Origin of the sequence: Micromonospora sp. LOL_024 (assembly GCF_048060415.1) — a bacterium.
In the GTDB taxonomy this organism is placed as follows: Bacteria; Actinomycetota; Actinomycetes; order Mycobacteriales; family Micromonosporaceae; genus Micromonospora.
Map to the genome: position 1 here is coordinate 40582 of NZ_JBHMIS010000019.1, position 16285 is coordinate 56866.

Annotated in this window: 18 protein-coding genes; all 18 read left to right on the forward strand. The window is 72.7% G+C overall.

What is annotated here, in order from left to right; translation table 11 throughout:
• Positions 1-47: 47 nt before the first annotated feature.
• The 18 genes from ACFHWY_RS19125 to ACFHWY_RS19210 all read left to right on the forward strand — a co-directional run bounded on the left by ACFHWY_RS19125 (position 48) and on the right by ACFHWY_RS19210 (position 16037).
• Positions 48-893, forward strand: a complete 846-nt coding sequence (locus ACFHWY_RS19125; protein ID WP_416581577.1) for a hypothetical protein — start codon at positions 48-50, stop codon at positions 891-893.
• Positions 894-1466: 573 nt separating this feature from the next.
• Entirely contained in the window at positions 1467-2603 is a 1137-nt protein-coding gene (locus ACFHWY_RS19130; RefSeq protein ID WP_416581578.1) for an FAD-dependent monooxygenase, read from the forward strand.
• 32 nt (positions 2604-2635) lie between these two features.
• Positions 2636-2983, forward strand: coding sequence for a histone-like nucleoid-structuring protein Lsr2 (locus ACFHWY_RS19135; protein ID WP_416581579.1), 348 nt, complete (start codon positions 2636-2638; stop codon positions 2981-2983).
• Positions 2984-3159: 176 nt separating this feature from the next.
• Positions 3160-4161 (forward strand): MarR family transcriptional regulator, encoded by a 1002-nt coding sequence (locus ACFHWY_RS19140; protein ID WP_416581580.1) that lies wholly within the window; start codon positions 3160-3162, stop codon positions 4159-4161.
• 94 nt (positions 4162-4255) lie between these two features.
• On the forward strand, positions 4256-4903 hold the full coding sequence (locus ACFHWY_RS19145; RefSeq protein ID WP_416581581.1) for a diguanylate cyclase domain-containing protein: 648 nt from the start codon (positions 4256-4258) through the stop codon (positions 4901-4903).
• A 141-nt stretch (positions 4904-5044) separates the two neighbouring features.
• A complete protein-coding gene (locus ACFHWY_RS19150; RefSeq protein ID WP_416581582.1) occupies positions 5045-5506 on the forward strand; it encodes a hypothetical protein in 462 nt (153 codons plus the stop codon).
• 195 nt (positions 5507-5701) lie between these two features.
• Positions 5702-6157, forward strand: a complete 456-nt coding sequence (locus ACFHWY_RS19155) for a hypothetical protein (RefSeq protein WP_416581583.1) — start codon at positions 5702-5704, stop codon at positions 6155-6157.
• 21 nt (positions 6158-6178) lie between these two features.
• Positions 6179-7216, forward strand: a complete 1038-nt coding sequence (locus tag ACFHWY_RS19160) for a hypothetical protein (RefSeq protein WP_416581584.1) — start codon at positions 6179-6181, stop codon at positions 7214-7216.
• Between the two features lie 111 nt (positions 7217-7327).
• Positions 7328-8410: a peptidoglycan DD-metalloendopeptidase family protein gene (locus tag ACFHWY_RS19165; protein WP_416581585.1), complete on the forward strand. Its 1083-nt coding sequence runs from the start codon at positions 7328-7330 to the stop codon at positions 8408-8410.
• A 99-nt stretch (positions 8411-8509) separates the two neighbouring features.
• A complete protein-coding gene (locus ACFHWY_RS19170; protein WP_416581586.1) occupies positions 8510-9178 on the forward strand; it encodes a hypothetical protein in 669 nt (222 codons plus the stop codon).
• A 64-nt stretch (positions 9179-9242) separates the two neighbouring features.
• Positions 9243-10334 carry a DUF4314 domain-containing protein gene (locus tag ACFHWY_RS19175; RefSeq protein WP_416581587.1) on the forward strand — a complete coding sequence of 364 codons (1092 nt, stop codon included), beginning with the start codon at positions 9243-9245 and terminating at the stop codon, positions 10332-10334.
• A gap of 110 nt (positions 10335-10444) precedes the next feature.
• Complete coding sequence (locus tag ACFHWY_RS19180) at positions 10445-10918, forward strand: hypothetical protein (RefSeq protein ID WP_416581588.1); 474 nt, start codon at positions 10445-10447, stop codon at positions 10916-10918.
• A gap of 347 nt (positions 10919-11265) precedes the next feature.
• Positions 11266-12450, forward strand: coding sequence for an AAA family ATPase (locus ACFHWY_RS19185; RefSeq protein WP_416581589.1), 1185 nt, complete (start codon positions 11266-11268; stop codon positions 12448-12450).
• Positions 12451-12487: 37 nt separating this feature from the next.
• Positions 12488-14125, forward strand: coding sequence for a VWA domain-containing protein (locus ACFHWY_RS19190; RefSeq protein ID WP_416581590.1), 1638 nt, complete (start codon positions 12488-12490; stop codon positions 14123-14125).
• A 227-nt stretch (positions 14126-14352) separates the two neighbouring features.
• Positions 14353-15030 (forward strand): hypothetical protein, encoded by a 678-nt coding sequence (locus ACFHWY_RS19195; protein WP_416581591.1) that lies wholly within the window; start codon positions 14353-14355, stop codon positions 15028-15030.
• Positions 15027-15197, forward strand: coding sequence for a hypothetical protein (locus ACFHWY_RS19200; RefSeq protein ID WP_416581592.1), 171 nt, complete (start codon positions 15027-15029; stop codon positions 15195-15197). The genes ACFHWY_RS19195 and ACFHWY_RS19200 overlap by 4 nt, the downstream gene beginning before the upstream one ends.
• A gap of 54 nt (positions 15198-15251) precedes the next feature.
• On the forward strand, positions 15252-15569 hold the full coding sequence (locus ACFHWY_RS19205; protein ID WP_416581593.1) for a hypothetical protein: 318 nt from the start codon (positions 15252-15254) through the stop codon (positions 15567-15569).
• A gap of 99 nt (positions 15570-15668) precedes the next feature.
• The gene (locus tag ACFHWY_RS19210; RefSeq protein WP_416581594.1) at positions 15669-16037 is read left to right on the forward strand and encodes a hypothetical protein; all 369 of its coding nucleotides are present in this window, start codon (positions 15669-15671) and stop codon (positions 16035-16037) included.
• The last annotated feature ends 248 nt before the right edge of the window (positions 16038-16285 follow it).

Consider the following 16285-nt stretch of genomic DNA (forward strand, 5'->3'; position numbering starts at 1 on the left):
CGAACGGCCGACCTTTCCCTCTTCCCCTATCAGGAGGTTCCTTCGCCATGTCCGGCCGACTGTGGTTCCGCGTCGACGACGTCCTGCCCCTCGCCGAACACGCCGCCGCCACCCGCGCGCACCTGAAGACCCGACAGCAGTACCGGGCCGGTGTCCCGGACCAGGCCGCGCTCATCTGGTCCCACGACACCGACGGTGATTGGTTGTCCTCTAACGGCGTCCCCCGCTGGTACGACGCCGACGGCACCGACCGGCGGGCCCTCGCAGAAACCTGGACCCACACCGCCACCGGCGCGACCGGCAACCCGGTCCCCGCCGGCGACGGGTACGGATTCCTGCCCCTGCGCACCGACCACGTCGACGGCCGGCGGGACCTGCTCGACCTGCTCCGCCACGCCCGCCGCCACGGGGTGCACTGGTTCGGGCTGCACCCGGACCCGGCCCGCGACGACACCAACGACCGCTACCGCATCTCCCGCCACCGCGGCGACATCACCCCGCCGCTGTCCACCTGGACACCGGCGGCCGTCACCTGCGACGTGGTCGGCGGTGGCGCCTACCGCGCCATGGTCGCCACCGGCTACACCACCCTCTCCCGCAGCGGGGTGCTGTGCCGCTTCCCCCTGTTCGCGGTGCAGCGCATGGCCGCCCACCTCGACGCCCTCTACCCCGGTGACATGCCCGGGGAGCACCCCCGGCTGCGGTTCGACGGCGACGAGGTCGCCATCGAGTGGGAGCACGACGACGGCCTGGACAGTCGCTGGGTCGAGGACGACCGGGTCACCCCGGACGCCAACCGCTGCTACGCCATCGGCGCCTACCAATGGCCCTGGACCCTCGTCGCCTCCGAAGCGACCTCCCGCGCCGCCGACCCGACGGACCGGTCGCGGTGATCGTCGACGAGGTGTTCCACCAGGGCGGCCCCGGCAGCTACGAGCTGACCCGGGTGCACCACACCGACGGGTACGTCATCCGGGTACGGGTCTACCGCGACAGCTACGCCACGTAGAGCACGGCGGTCGCCGAGGTCCTCACCCCGCTGCTCACCTGGACGATCATCGCCAGCAACCCCGGTCACGGCTGGCACCGCACCACCCCGACCACCTCACCCGACGCGACGCCACTGATCCCGGTCGCCGACGAGGTGCTACAGCGGGCACGGCGGATCCTTCCCGTGCCGCCGCCGCTCACCACGCCCGGCCCGTAACCCGCCAAGGCCACGCCCTCCCGCGCCGCACTGCCCGCCCGGTCGCACCTCACGCACCAGCGGACCCAGCCCAGCGCCGGATCTTCCGAACCTCATCCGCCCGCCGCACCACGGCGGACTGATCAGCGCGTCCACGGCCCACCGCCGCTGACGCGCTTTCGCACTGGCACGACCTGGCCGATGCCCGGCCACCCGCGCACTCGCGCACACCCGGGCACGGCCGTGCCCGGGTTCCCACCCTCCGTAGAAGGGAACCCTGATGACATCCACCAGCAGGCCCCGCATCGCCGTCGTCGGCGGCAGCCTCACCGGCCCTGTCACCGCGCTGCTGTTGCTTCAGGCCGGATTCGACGACGTCACCGTCTTTGAGGCCGCGCCGGCGTCCGCGCCCCTGGGCGGCGGCCTCATCGGTCTGGAACACCCCGCCCTCGACGTGCTCGACCGCCTTGACATCGGCCAGCACGAGTTCGTCGCCCACGACTCCGAGGCCATCGTCCAGATGACCATCCGCGACCGCCACCCCGCCGAGACGATCAGGCGTACCTACCCGGGCCGCAACACCACCTGGACGCTGCTGCACCAGGCGCTGACCCGCCGGCTGCCCACCGGTGTACTGCACTCCGGCATGAAGGTCACCGCCCTGGCCGAGCAGGCCGGTCAGCCGGTGCTGCGGTTCCGCGACGGCCAGACCGCATCCGCCGACCTGGTCGTGTTCGCCGATGGCCGGTCCTCCACCGGTCGCCGCCTCCTCGACCCTGATCGGACCCTGCGGTACGCCGGCTACGTCGCCCACCGCGGCATCGCCGGCATCACCCCCCAGCCCGGGCTGCGGGACTTCCTGCGGCTGCAGCCCTGCCCCGGTGCGCAGTTCAACCTCGCCCCGGTACCCGGCGGCTGCGACTGGACCTTCTACCTCAACTGCACCAGCAGTGAGTACGCGCAGCGGTTCGGCGCTGACCCCACCCGCCGGGTCTTCGCCCTACCCGGGCACGTCAGCCCCGCCGCCCGCGCCCACGTCGACACCCACGCCGACCTGCTCCTCCCGGCAGACCACGCCGCTGTCGTCCACGCCACCACCACCCGCTTGGCGGTGCCAGTCCTCGACATCACCGCACCGGAGCGCATGGTCTGGCCCGTCGGCGGCGGTCACGCCGTCCTGCTCGGCGACGCCCTCGCCCCCGTCCGCCCGCACACCGCCCGCGGCGCCGACAACGGCATCGAACAGGCTGCCGGCCTCGCCGCCGCTCTCACCCAGCACCGCAAGTACCGAGCTGACCTCACCGCCGCCCTGCACGGCTGGCAACGCCGGCACCTGCCCGCCGCCGTCGCCGCCGTGCACCGCGGGCCCGTCATCGGCCGCCAGCTCGGCCTCGGCACCCACCAACCCGCCCAGTAACCCACTCCCGAGAGAAAGGAGGTGGCCCCCTCGTGGCCACCAAGACCACCGCGATCCTCGTCGACGACCTCGACGGCTCCACCGACGACGTCGCCACCTACCAGTTCGCCTTCAACGGCGTCACCTACGAGATCGACCTGTCCGCCGGCAACTTCGACCGGATGGCCGCGGCGTTCGGCCCGTTCATCACGGCCGGGCGGCGCCTGCCGAAACAGCCCCGGGCACCACGGCGGCGGGGCGCCGCGACCGGCCGCACCCAGAGCCAGGAGATCCGCACCTGGTGGTGGACCGCGAACTGGCAGGAGCTGAACCTGCCCCGACCACGAACCGGGGGCGTCATCCCCGCCGCGGTGCGCGACGCCTACCACGCCGCGCACTGACCCCGATCCCCGATGCCGCCCAGCGAGCGATCGCCGGGCGGCACACCTGCGCGCGTCGCCGGAGTCCCGCACTCCGGGCAGACGACTTGATCAATGCCCGATCCGAAGCGTGCATCAGTGCACGCGCCTCACTCACCGACCCCTGCCGACGGCAGGAGAAAGGGGGCCACGGTCCCATGACCAGCACCCCCACCAACACGACCACCGATACGGCCGCGCCAGCGCCACTGGCGCCCAGCGTCGCGAAGGTTCTCGCCGCGCTGCACCGGCTCGGCGAGGCCACCGCTGCCGCCATCGCCACCGAAGCCGGCCTCGGCTACTCCACCACCACCCCGAAATTGCGCACCCTGGAGACCGGGGGACTGGCCGAGCCCACCCGAAGCGACACCGGACGCAGCCTGTGGCGGCTGACCGACACCGGCCGCTCTCACGCCGAACAGTGCGGCGGTAACGGCCAGCCCGCACCGGAGCCCGCCACCCGCGACACCGACACACCCGACACCGCCGCAGAACACGGGCCGCACGGCGACGACACGCAGGACAGCGAAGAGGCCGCCGGGCAGGACCACGACCAGCGGCCAGCCGCCGAGGTTCCCGCCGACGGGCAGCCGAAGGCCGCCCAGGAGGCAGGATCGCCGGCTCCTGATGATGTCGAGGCGGCACCCGACGAGGCCGCTGAAGCCGAGGACGCCGAAACCGACGACGGCGACGACAGCGCCCGCTCGACTGCCGAACCCGAGGCACCGGTCACGACCGACGACACCGACCCGGCCACCGGAACGTCGATCGCGGCGCACGAAGCGGACGCCGGACCGGCCACACCGGATATTCCCCCTGCTGGCGGGGCCATCGACAGCACCACGGGTGAACCCGCCACGGAAGTACCCGCCGCACCGCCGGCCACGGAGGCGGCGGGCGAGGCGGCGCAGGCCCGTACCCGGCGGGCGTCGGGCACCCTGCGCGGCGCGATCCTCGACATCCTCGAGGCCAACCCCGATCAGCAGTACAGGGTCAGCGAGCTGTGCAAGCTGGTCGACCGGGCCAACGAGGGAACCGGCGCGAAGAAGGCCAGCGCGGGCGCGGTCCACAACGCCGCCGTGAAGCTCGTCGGGACCGGGCGGGCAGTGCTGGCCGCCGAGAAACCCGCCACGTTCGCCCTCGCCGACACCACCGCCTGAACGACCCCGCCAGCCAATAGCCCGGAGGCGGGCGTCGAACTTCCCGGAACCACGCCCGCCCCCGGTGCTCCTTACTGCAGAAGGAGCTCTCGAAGTGTCTCCCATCCTGACCTCGATCGTCACCGCCGCCGGTGGAGTCCTCGCCGGTCTCGCCCTCGCCGCAGCGCTGCTGTGGCGCCAGCAGCAGGCGCTGGCCCGAGCCCGCTACGCCGCCGACCACGACGACACCACCGGTCTGCCTAACCGGCGGGCCCTGCTCGCCGCCCTCACCAGCGCCACCCGCACGGATGCCCCGTTCGGGCTCGTCCTGCTCGACCTCGACGGCTTCAAGGCCGTCAACGACACCTTCGGCCACGAGGCCGGCAACGACGTCCTCACCGAGGTTGGCCGGCGGCTGGCCGCCCTGCGGAGGCCGGTGCGGCTCGCCGCACGGATGTCGGGCGACGAGTTCGCCCTGCTGGTCGACGGCGGCCCCGACGACGTCGCCGCCGCCGCCCGCGCCGCCTGGCGGGCGGTCGGCCGCCACCCCGTCGACCTCGGCGACCACGCGCTGGCCGTGCACGCCAGCGTCGGGCACACCACCGCCGCCCTCGGCGTCGGCCCGCGCACCCTGCTGCGCCAGGCCGACATCGCCATGTACCAGGCCAAACAGACCGGCTCCGGGGTCCACGGAGCCACCGCCACCACCGGCCACACCGGACCGCCGCCGGGCACCCGCCTGCGGGACCTGCGCCGCCGCTGACCGCTCACGGACACCCCAAGAGGACCTCGCGCCCGTCGACGTGCGCGAGGTCCTCAGCATGCCCCTCTTCCCTCCGCCCAGCCCTGCTTTCCCCGTTCGCGGCGACGGTCGCCGAGAACCCGTTAAGGAGCACATCCCGCCATGAGCAGCCCACACACGTACTCCATCGGCGACCGGGTGACCATCGACCCGGCGGTGGCCCGCGCCAGCACCCGGGGCGTCACCTACCGCATCACCCGGCTGCTGCCGGTCAACGTCGTCGTCGAACCCGTCGACGGCGGCCGACCGGTGAAGGTCAACCCCACCTACCTACGGCCCGCCCTCTCGGCGGACAACACCACCACCGGCAGCAGTGCCGGCGGCGAGTGGACCATGGTGCACGAGGCGCCGCTGCATCCGGGCACCCTCGTCACCGTCGCCGGCGCGGGCTGGAAGCAGCCTCCTGGCGAGCTGTACGTGGTGCTGCGCGACACCGGGACCGGCCGCGTCTCCCTCGTCCCGCTCGGCGGCAACAACGGCCGCTACTGGCGCGGCGTCTCCCGCCACCTGCTCACCACCGTCGACCCCACCCGCGTACGCCTCGACCCCGAGCAGGCCACCTGAGCAGCGACCCCACGCTGCCATGTCGGGCGGGCAACGTCCTGCCCGCCCGACACGACTTGACCTTAACCAAGAGATGAGCGTCGATCAGCGCTGGTCGTCGTCCGTCGTCCGGACATCAGCATTCCCAAGGGCCCCGACGCGAGTCGGGCGGCGACCGCGCATGCCCGCGATCCGCCGACCGAAGGGCCACCCGCCATGGCACACCCCGCACACCCCGCACACCCCGAGGGCCGCAGCCGGCGTCCCAGCGACCGCACCGCCGTACCGGACGACGTCACCGACAGGCTCCTGTGGGCCCTCGCGGTCGACGTCGCCGCCGCCCACCAAGCCGGACCCGACGGCACCTGCACGAACCTGCAGTGCCGCGGGCAGCAGGCCCCCTGCTGGGCGCTGCGCACCGCGCACCGCGCCGAACAACACGCCCGCCGCGCCCCCGCCACCCTCGCCCCGGCGCCCCCACCGCCGTCGCCGCGCCCGGTCGGGGTCGTACGGGGACGCGCCCCCGTGCCCGCCCCGCCGCGCCGCTTCACCGGCTGGTTCACCCCCGCCCGCCCGCCGGCACCCCTGACGCGGCCCGCGCCCGTACCGGACGCGGTGCCGCCGGAATCCCCCGTCTACCGACGTCCACCCGTGGCGGCGCTGGCCGCCTGAGCACGCACCTGGAGGTGCACAGTGAACTTCCTACCGAACGACACACTCTCCGGCTACGCCCGCACCGCCGTTGATCTGCGCGCCCGCATGGTCGACTACCACCGCAGCCCGCTGGCGGCGCAGTACCTGCAGGCGTTCTTCGGCAGCCGCCTCGCCAACCACCCCAGTCCCAGCCCAGCGGGAATGGCGAAGGTCCTCACCGCGGTGCGCGCCATCACCGCCAATCCGTGGCGATTCGGCGAGCCGTACGTCATCGCCCCCGCGATGACCGCGATCATCGCCGCCGCCGCGGCGGCCCTCGACCTGACCGGCGAGGTGCTCCCCGCCGACATCGCCCCCGACGACGGCGGGGTGCTGTTCCTCCCCGAACCGATCTACCACCGCAGCCTCAGCAACGAGGTGTCCTCGATCGGTGCGATCACCTGGGCCCGCACCACCAACACCCACAGCGGCCGGTCCTTCTGGGCCATCGCCGGCTGGGCCGACCACCACGACCCGCACGACCCGGCGGCCGTCCGCCGCCGACAGCAGCTCACCGACCGGCTCGACCTCGCCCGCCAGTTCGGCCCCTACGTGCTGACCGACTTCACCGAGATCCCCATCGGCCAACCCGTTGACCCCCGCCCCGACCTGCCGGTCCTCGACGGGGACGACCGCGACTGGGAACCGGCGCCCGACGGCAGGTTCTGCATCGACGAGACCACCACCCCGATGCGGGCCTGCGCCGCTATCGCCTACGCCTTCTGGCGCATCCAGGCCCAACCCCTCGCCACTGTCGCCGCCGCCCCGTTGGACCGCGCGGCGCGCCGCCGCGCCGTGCGCGCCAGCATCCGCCACGACACCCGCGTGGTCATGCTGCGCCGCACCAGCCCCCTCGCCGAACCGACCGACGGCGAGCCCAAGTGGCACTACCGGGTGCGGTTCGTCGTCCGCGGCCACTGGCGACGCCTGATCGACCGCGATGGCCACCCGTTCCGCATCTGGATCAACGCCCACATCAAGGGCCCTGACGGGGCGCCCCTGCTGCACGGCGAGAAAGTCGCCGTCCTCGCCCGCTGATTCCCGCACCCGCCCGAAGGCCGCGCGACGCCTCTCCAGGCCCGCGCGGCCTTCGCCGTCCCCGCGCCTCACCCGCCCGCTGCCCGCCCTGCCTTGAAGGAGTGACCCGTCATGACCATCCGCGTGCTGTCCTGGATCGCCATCGCGGTCGCCGGCGTCCTGCTGCTGTGCTCCGGGCTGGCCACCACCCTGATCTTCAGCGGCGGCGCCGGTGCCTGCGGTATGCCCGCCAACGTCACGGCCACCGCGTCGGCGGCGGCGCTCAGCCCCACTCCGGACGGAATCGCTCCGATCGGTGACTGGAACGCCGAGCAGGTGGGCAACGCCGCCACCATCACCGCCATCGGCATGCGCCTCAGCGTCCCGCCCCGCGGCTGGGTCATCGCCGTGGCCACCGCGATGCAGGAATCCTCCCTGATCAACACCCCGGGTGGAGACCGCGACTCGGTCGGCCTTTTCCAACAGCGACCCTCCCAAGGCTGGGGCACCCCCGAACAGTTACACGATCCCCAGTACGCGGCGACGAAGTTCTACCAGAGGCTGCAGGCCGTCGACGGCTGGCAGGCAATGCCGCTCACCGAGGCCGCCCAGGCCGTGCAGGTCAGCGCCTTCCCCGACGCCTACGCGAAATGGGAAGGACCGGCCACCCAACTGGTCACCGCGATCGCCGACACCGCCGGCCTACCCACCGACGGCCTGGCCGGGTGCGGGGCCACCGGCCCGTGGACGCAGCCGGTCCTCGCCCCTGTCGGGTCGGGGTTCCGTACCAGTGACCGGCCGGGCCACGACGGCGTCGACCTCAGCGCCCCGCGCGGCACCATCATCCGCGCGGCGTCCGCCGGGACCGTCCGCACCGTCCGCTGCAACGCCCTCCACGCCGACACCGGCGCTGAATGGGGCTGCGACCGCGACGGCGACCCCGTTCTCACGCGCGGCTGCGGCTGGTACGTCGACATCGACCACGCCGACGGCCTGCTCACCCGCTACTGCCACATGGACCAACCCCCGATGGTGACAGTTGGGCAGCCGGTCGCCGCTGGCCAGCCCATCGGCGTCGTCGGCTCCACCGGCCACAGCTCCGGCCCGCACCTGCACTACGAGGTGCACCACAACGGCGACGCCAGCCCGAACGGCGCGATCGACCCGGTGCCCTTCATGGCCGCTCAGAACGCCCCGCTCGGCACAAGGCCCTAGAGGCGATGCCGGCGAATCCATGGCACCCAAGCTCGGCTGCCGTCCCGCCCGGGACGACCGCCGCAACCCCATCCACACATCCCTGAGGAGGAAAGGCACGTGAGCACACCCACGCTGATCGGCGTTGCCGCGTACCGCGGCAGGTACACCGCCCGCTGGATCCAGTTCGGCGAGGACCCGCAGGTTCTGGTGCCGCTGCTGCGCCGGATCTGGACCGACACGTTCAGCCGCGACACCGACGCCATGGCCGCCGCGCTGCTGGCCCGCAACTGGTGGTCCCTTGCCATCAACCCCAAGCCCCGCCGCTGGGACCAGCAGCCGCCCGTACCGGGCCTGGGCTACCCCGCCGACAACGACACCATCCGGCGGGGCGCGCTGCGCGAGGACGTCGACGGGGCCCTCGAATGGCTGTACCTGCTGCACCTCGACCAGCGGCGACTGGTGGCCTACGAGGCGACGGTCCACGGCCGCTGGCTGCGGCACAGCGCTCATCACCTCGACCCCGTCGAAGAACTGTTCATCACCGAACCCGCCGACGACGACGGCGGCGGCCCGGAGATGACTGTGTGCACCGTCTGCGGCGCGGTCGACGAGATCGACCACATCGAGGTGCCGTCCATGGCCGGCTACGGCTACGACACCGCCACCAGCTGCACCCGCTGCGGCTCCTCGGTCGCCACCGACCCGATGTTCGGCGACCACGTCACCCGCAAGCCCTGGCCGCCGCACAACCCCACGACGGGTGACGCGACAGGCAGCGCCCGATGAACACACGCCGTCGCCGCCCACCAGCGGCAGCGATGGACCGTCCACTCATCGATCGGAGACCACCATGAGCTACCAGCCTGGCCAGCGCGTCGCGCTGGTCCACACCAGCGACCCACATACCCGGCTGCGTGCCGGCGACACCGGCACCGTCCGCCGCCACGACCAGCGGCAGAACATCGTCGAGGTCGCCTGGGATAGCGGCTCGACGCTGTCGATGTGCCTCGACGACGGCGACCGCATCGCACCAGCCACCACCCCGCCGCCCACCGGCGATCCGGTCGGCGAGGCCACCGTATGGGCCGCCACGCTGCGGCGCATACGGGCCGCCGGCACCGAGGCCGGCCAAACCGCCGCAGAGTGGTGGGCGCAGGACACCATCGGCGCCCGGGTCAGCGGCGACACCCGCCTGGCCGCCCGCCGGATCCTGGCCGGCATCAACGACGCCGATCCCGCCGTCCTCGACACGTTGCCCCACTTCTCTTCGGCTGGAGACTCGGTCGATACCGCCGGGTGGGAGCTGTTCGCCGACGCCACCGGCGATGTCTCCGGCTGGTTCGGGCTGCGCATCCAGCAGCGCGACGAGGCGATGGCCGTCTACCGCGACGCCTTCGACACCGCAACCGCAGAGCGTGTCGCCGCACTGTGTCACCTCGCGGCCAGCCCCACCGGCCGCGACGTGTCCCACCTGCACCCCGACCGGGTACACCTCGGCGACGTCGGCGTGTTCTCCGGCGAGTGGGCGATGACCGCCGGCCCGGACGGCGATGACCGCTTCGAGATCGGCTTCGTCGGCACATTGATCAACCACTGGAACGGGTGGGCGGTGTTCTCCTGCACTCGCCCGGTGGCGGAGGCGATCGTCGCCGACCAGCACCGGCTCCGCGACCAGCACCGCCGCAGCCTGCGCGAGCAGGGCGTACCGGAGGACGACCTGGATCGCCGGGTCGACGCGGATCTGGCCGACCTGTCCTTCGACGGAGACGTCCTCGTGGTCGACCAGCGCGCCCTATCAGACGATCCGGAAGCCATCGAACGCGTCGCCCCGGACGGTGACGGCCGGTACGTGGTGATGGGCCGCAGCTGGTGCTGGGAGGCCGTCGACCCGTACGCCTGCGACCGGATCGTCGGCGACCTGCCCGAACCCGACCAGGCATAGGCCCAGCGACCCCCGGCCAGGCCGCGCCGCGTCACCCGGAACCGAGCCGTCTCCGGCAGCGGCACCCGACACACCACCACGACAGGTAGGACCAACAGGAAGGAAAACCAGTGACCATCCGTACCCAAGAGGAGATCGTCACCCGGGTCTGGGCTCTCCGTGCCAACCGACAGGACATCCTCGGCTTCCGGGAGGACGTGCTCGTGGAGGCACTCGACCTCGACCACGCCCGCCAGGTCATCACCCCCCGCCACCCGGTTGAGTGGACCCAGCGGGTCGACCACGAGACCTACGCCCGGGACTACCTCGAGTTCGCCATCGGGAAGATCCTCGACCACCGGGGCAACTCGGCGAGCCGGTCGGTGGACAAGCTCAGCGAACTCGCCTGGCTCCTCGGCCGCGACGACATCGTGGTGGCGATGGACCACGCCGGCTACCCGATGTACGGGGCGCCCAAGGTCGAGGCGTTTGCCGACGGGTTCGGCTTGCCGTTCCTCGACGGCGACGACGGGCTGGGCCTGGCCCGGATGGCTGACGGTCAGCAGTGCGACCCGCAGGGCTGCGAACGGGGCTGCGCCGACTGACCACGACCTGGCCACCGGCCCAGCGCCCGACCCTCGACGTGCCCGCGTAGACAGCCGGCACGTCAGCGATCCCGCGCCCCGCACCAATTCGACTTGATCGATTGGGCTGTGGGGCGTTCCATCGTCGGCGCAGACAACGCCCGCGCGGCGTCGACACCGACCAGCACGCACCGGCGGCGACCCGACGTGTCGCCGTAACCCTTCAGCACCACCGGGGTGTGGTCGCCCACCTGCCCGGCCCGACGGGGACCGGCAGTGGCAGCCCCACCCGTCTCCGCTGTGCGGTACCCACCGCCCGCGCACCCGGAGACGGGTGCGCGGGCCCGACCCTGAATCGAGGCAACCCCATGACCACACCACACCCGCCGGCCCCGCCGGCCCCGCCGGCCGGTTCACCGCAGAACGACCAGGCCTCGGCCAGCGACGCCGGCACTCCCGCCACCGAGGCGGGCTCCGGCCGGTCCGGCTACCTCTACCGCAAGGTCGCCCTGTACCTGGCCGACCACCCCGACACCATCCTCAAGGTCGGCGAGATCACCCGGGCCATCGGCGCACCGTCGTCCGGGGCGGTGTTCGAGGCGCTGAAGAAGATGGCCGCCGCCGGGCACGCCACCCACCACCGCGACCCGCACCACCGCTTCCAAATCACCCAGGCCGGCATCGACGCCGCCGGCACCCTCCCATCCGCCGCACCCCGCACCCGCTCCAGCGGCAGTGCTGGTGGTGGCCGGCAGTCCCGGCCCGCGCCGGTGCCGCGCCCGAACGGGACGCTGTACCACCCGCGTCGGCTCGGGCGGGGCTGGGACGTCGAGGAACTCCGGCGACTGCGTACCCAGCAGGTGCCCGTGCTGCTGTACGGGCCGCCCGGGACCGGCAAGACGGCCATGGTCGAGGCGGCGTTTCCCGACCTGCTGACCGTCGCCGGCACCGGCGACACCGTCGTCGACGACCTCCTCGGCTCCTACAACCCGATCCCCGGCGGCGGCTACGAGTTCGTCCACGGACCCCTCGTGACCACGATGCGGGAGGGGCGGGTGCTGCTGGTCGACGACGCCACCCTCATCCCGCCCCGCGTCCTGGCAGTCCTGTACCCGGCCATGGACGGCCGCGGGGTCATCACCATCCCCGCCCACGGCAACGAGACCGTGGAAGCCGTCGACAGGTTCTACATCGTCGCCGGCCACAACCCGGGCGTGCACGGCGCGGTCCTCACCGAGGCCTTGGCTTCCCGGTTCACCGTCCACCTGCACGTCACCACCGACTGGGACCTCGCCCGCCAACTCGGCGTCCCCAAGCAGGTCGTGGCCGCAGCGATCGACCTCAACGCCGACCTCGCCGCCGGCAAGACCATGTGGGCGCCGCAGCTACGCGAACTGCTCGGCTTCGTCAAGGTCCGCGACCACCTGGGCATGACCGCCGCCCTGGCCAACCTGGCCGGCATCGCCCCCGAGGACGCCCGCGACGACGTCACCGCCGCCCTGTCCCGACACACCGGCACGCCCATCACCGCGCTCGCCCTCGGCAAGCGCTGACCGCCATTCACCTCAGATTTCTGGAAGGAGCCAAGCCGTGTCACACCCCAGCACCCACCTACAGCAGGGCGCACCGCCGACGCCGGCCGGCGCCAGCGACTGGCATGACTGGTCCGCGGCGTGGACCAAGCACGTCCCGCTGCTGACCGGCCGTACCGACCTCACTGTCCTCGTCGCCCCCGGCGCCGCCGGGAACGCGCCCGAGTGCTTCTACGTCGACCTCAACCGGATCGAGGTCGACGCCACCTACATCGCCGAGCGCCCCGACGTCACCGACCCGGCCAAGGCACGGCACAAGCGCCTCGTGCCCACCGGCTACGGGCTGCTCGTGCACGGCGCCGCGCACGCCGCGCACAGCCGCTGGGCCACCCCGCCCGGCACCCCGCCGATCCTCGCCGCCGTCGCCGACATGCTGGAGGAATCCCGGGCCGAAGGACGCCAACGCGCCCGCCGCCGGGGCGACCGCCGTTGGCTGCGCCACGTCGTGAAGACCCTCCTCGACCCCGACGACGCGGCCGTCGACGACGCGTGGCACGCCGGGCAACTCGCCGCGCTGCTCCTGGCCCGCGTCGACGCCCGCATCGTCACCAGCAAGGACGTCCGCCCCGTCCGCGCCGCCGTCACCGGCGTTCTCGGACGCAAGCGCCTGCGGCAACTGCGGGACATCTGGCGGGAGGCCCACGGCTGCGACGACGCCGATGCCGATGCCATGATCTGCCTGGCCCGGCGGTGGTGTCAGGTCCTCGACATCGACCCCGACCAGCAGTACGACACCCCGGAGCCGGACCTCGGCCTGTTCCCCGGCCGCCTCGCCGCGGCCCTGGTCGACTACCTCGCCGTCGCCGCCGGTGTCACCCCGGCCGAGTACGCCGCGGCGCTGCTGGCCAACCGGCACAGCCCACCAGCAGAGTGGGACCGCACCGACCCGACCGAGCAGGAGCACCGCGCCGCCCGCGACCTGGCCAACCGGCTGCGGCAGGCCCGCACCCGTCACCCCGAACCCGGCCGGCGCCCCTCGGCGATCCCACCCGGTCGGCTGCGGACCCGCCACGCCATCACCGCCGAAGCACAGACCGCCGCCGGGCAAATGCCGACCGCTGCCCCGTGGCAGCAACGGGCGCAACTGCCTCCGGAGAAACCGCGCCTGCACCTGGCTATCCTGGTCGACCTGTCCGGGTCGATGAGCCGCTACACCGAGGCGATGTCCTCCGCAGCGTGGATCTTCGCCAACGCGGCACGCCGCGCCGAGGCGACGACCACCACCATCGGGTTCGGCGACCGCACCACCGTTCTGGTGCCCCCACGCACCTACCCCAGGCAGGTGCTGCACATGCGCACCGGTCTGGCCACCGCCACCTTCCCGGAAGCGGTCAAGGTCGCCGACCAACTCCTCGGCCTGCGCCACGGCCGCACCCTGCGGATGCTCGCCGTCGTCTCCGACGGCTACCTCGACGACATTCCCGCCGGCCAACAACTCGTCACCACCCTGCACCGCGCCGGCTGCGCCGTGCTGTGGCTCCACCCCGCCGACCCACCCACCGGCGGCGAGCCGACCGACCCGGACCAGATCTGGGGGCACACCTTTACCCACGCCACCACCCTGACCGTCACCGACCCGACCGAGGCCATCGCGGCGATCGCCGACGCCGCCGTCACCGCACTCGCCCAGGCCTGAACCCGGGCTGAGCGGGCCCCGAGCCGGCGGCCAACCAGTGCCACTCCGCGCCGCGGCGCTGCGCCGGCTGCGGCCCGCGCAGCGCCGCACGCCGGGATCCACGACGCACTGGGGCCTGGAATGTAGGCCTACGACAGGCGGCTCCGTTTGCATCTCGCGGAGGGCCAATGCCGAACCGCCTCGCTGCCGCCCCTACGACTTGACCATCCCACGCCATCGAAGCGTGCATGCATCGCGCCCTGACCGACCCCGAGTCCGGACGCGGTACGACGCTGCCCAACAAGGAGTTCCTCATGCGTTACGGCACCGACGACGAACACCCCTTCGACACCGACAACCGCGCCTGGCGGCGCCTGCGCGACGTCACCAGCGAACACTTCGACGCCATCTCTTGGAACCGGGACCCGGCCGGACGGCCGGTCCTGCTCACCCTGCGCGACATGCGCACCGGAGACACGGTCACCCTCGCCGTCCTCGACTCCCTGGAGATCCGCGACCCCCACGCGCTGCTCGCGGTCCACACCAACGGCGAACTCGCCGCCCACGGCCCCACCAGCGGCGCCGAAGCAGCCCACTCCCACGCCGCCACGCTCGCGCTCGACAGCACCATGCTCGCCCTGACCAGGCCCGTACCGCTGCACGACCCCGCCGTCACGGATCTACCCGCCACCAGCTGGGTCGACCTACCGCCCGACCTCGCCCCGGTCCTGCGGCCGGCCCTCGACGACGCCCGCACCGCCGTTCTCGTGCTGCTCGACCGCACCGAAGGCTGGCTCGCCGCCATCGGCCCGTTCCCCAACCACACCGCCGCCGACACGTGGCAACCCGCCGACGGACCCGGCCGCACCGTCGACCGGCTCACCGTGCCCCTGCATCCGGTCACCATCGAGCAGGTCCAACCGTGACCAGCACCCGACCGCTGGCACATCCCGCCTCCTCACCCATCGTGGCCATCGACGTCGACGGTGTCCTCAACCCCGCCAACGCCACCCACGCCGAGACACTCGGGTACCGGCCACACCGCTACGACGGGCTTGGCCCGGACGGTCGGCGCGTCACCGGCACCGTCTGACTGAACCCCGACCACGGGCCATGGCTGCGGGAACTGGCCGAGCACGCCCAACCGGTGTGGTGCACCAGCTGGAACGACCTCGCCGCCGCATGGATCGCGCCACGGCTCGGCCTACCGGCCACCTGGCCGCACGTCCCCGTCCACGCCGGCGGGGTCCGCTTCGGCCACCAGAACAAACTCAGCCCCCTGTATGCCTGGGCCGTCGGGCGGCCACTCGCCGTCCTCGACGACGAGTTCGGCGGCAAGGACCCCTACACCGCCGACCACCGCACCGCCGACGGCGCACCCACCCTGCTCCACCCGGTCGACCCGTACCACGGGCTCCGCCGCGCCGACATCGACACCGTGCTGACCTGGCTGGGTCAGCTCTAACCAGGCCAAACGGGTGCCCAGCCATTCCTTTCACCCAGATCGCGGGGCCGCCCGCAGTCATCGACGCGGGCCCCGCGCCGCAATGACAAGGAGTCGACTATGGACAGCATGTTCGAACCCGCCGACGAACCGGATACCGACCGGTCACCCAGACTCAACGTCGGCGACCCGGAACTACGCAAGACCCGCCGGCTCGCCCGCGAGTGCGACACCTGCATCTTCAAGCCCGGCAACCCAATGCACCTCGACCCCGGCCGACTCAAGCAGATGGTGATCGAGGCGCGCGGCGGCGCCGGCTACATCATCTGCCACTCGACGCTGCCCTACGCTGGCAATCCGAGCGCCGAGCCCGCCATCTGCCGGGGATTCGCCGACCGCTACTCCACCCAGGCGCTGCAGGTGATCGAACGGCTCTTCGGGTTCATCGAGGTCGACCCACCCGGCCAGCGGCCGGGCCTGGACGAGTGACGACGGTTGCCGCGGCAAGGCGCGGTCCGGATCGGCCATAGTCAAGACCCGAGGTGGGTTGAGCGGATCGACGCTCAACCCACCTGCGGGACTGACGAGCGAGAAGCCGGCCCTTCACTCGTTGCCGGCGGGGCGACGTACAGGGCCGAGTGCAGAGGTAGCCCCAGCCGCAAGTCCACACCAAGCCGAGGTCGGCATACTTCCGGCGACTGCTCCTCGGCCAGGCAGCGATGCACACCGATAACGTT

Excerpts from the sequence above, each read along its gene's own strand:
- ACFHWY_RS19125 (WP_416581577.1), top strand. The coding sequence starts at position 48 with ATGTCCGGCCGACTGTGGTTCCGCGTCGACGACGTCCTGCCCCTCGCC.
- ACFHWY_RS19130 (WP_416581578.1), top strand. The coding sequence starts at position 1,467 with ATGACATCCACCAGCAGGCCCCGCATCGCCGTCGTCGGCGGCAGCCTC.
- ACFHWY_RS19140 (WP_416581580.1), top strand. The coding sequence starts at position 3,160 with ATGACCAGCACCCCCACCAACACGACCACCGATACGGCCGCGCCAGCG.
- ACFHWY_RS19150 (WP_416581582.1), top strand. The coding sequence starts at position 5,045 with ATGAGCAGCCCACACACGTACTCCATCGGCGACCGGGTGACCATCGAC.
- ACFHWY_RS19155 (WP_416581583.1), top strand. The coding sequence starts at position 5,702 with ATGGCACACCCCGCACACCCCGCACACCCCGAGGGCCGCAGCCGGCGT.
- ACFHWY_RS19165 (WP_416581585.1), top strand. The coding sequence starts at position 7,328 with ATGACCATCCGCGTGCTGTCCTGGATCGCCATCGCGGTCGCCGGCGTC.
- ACFHWY_RS19175 (WP_416581587.1), top strand. The coding sequence starts at position 9,243 with ATGAGCTACCAGCCTGGCCAGCGCGTCGCGCTGGTCCACACCAGCGAC.
- ACFHWY_RS19185 (WP_416581589.1), top strand. The coding sequence starts at position 11,266 with ATGACCACACCACACCCGCCGGCCCCGCCGGCCCCGCCGGCCGGTTCA.
- ACFHWY_RS19195 (WP_416581591.1), top strand. The coding sequence starts at position 14,353 with ATGCATCGCGCCCTGACCGACCCCGAGTCCGGACGCGGTACGACGCTG.
- ACFHWY_RS19210 (WP_416581594.1), top strand. The coding sequence starts at position 15,669 with ATGGACAGCATGTTCGAACCCGCCGACGAACCGGATACCGACCGGTCA.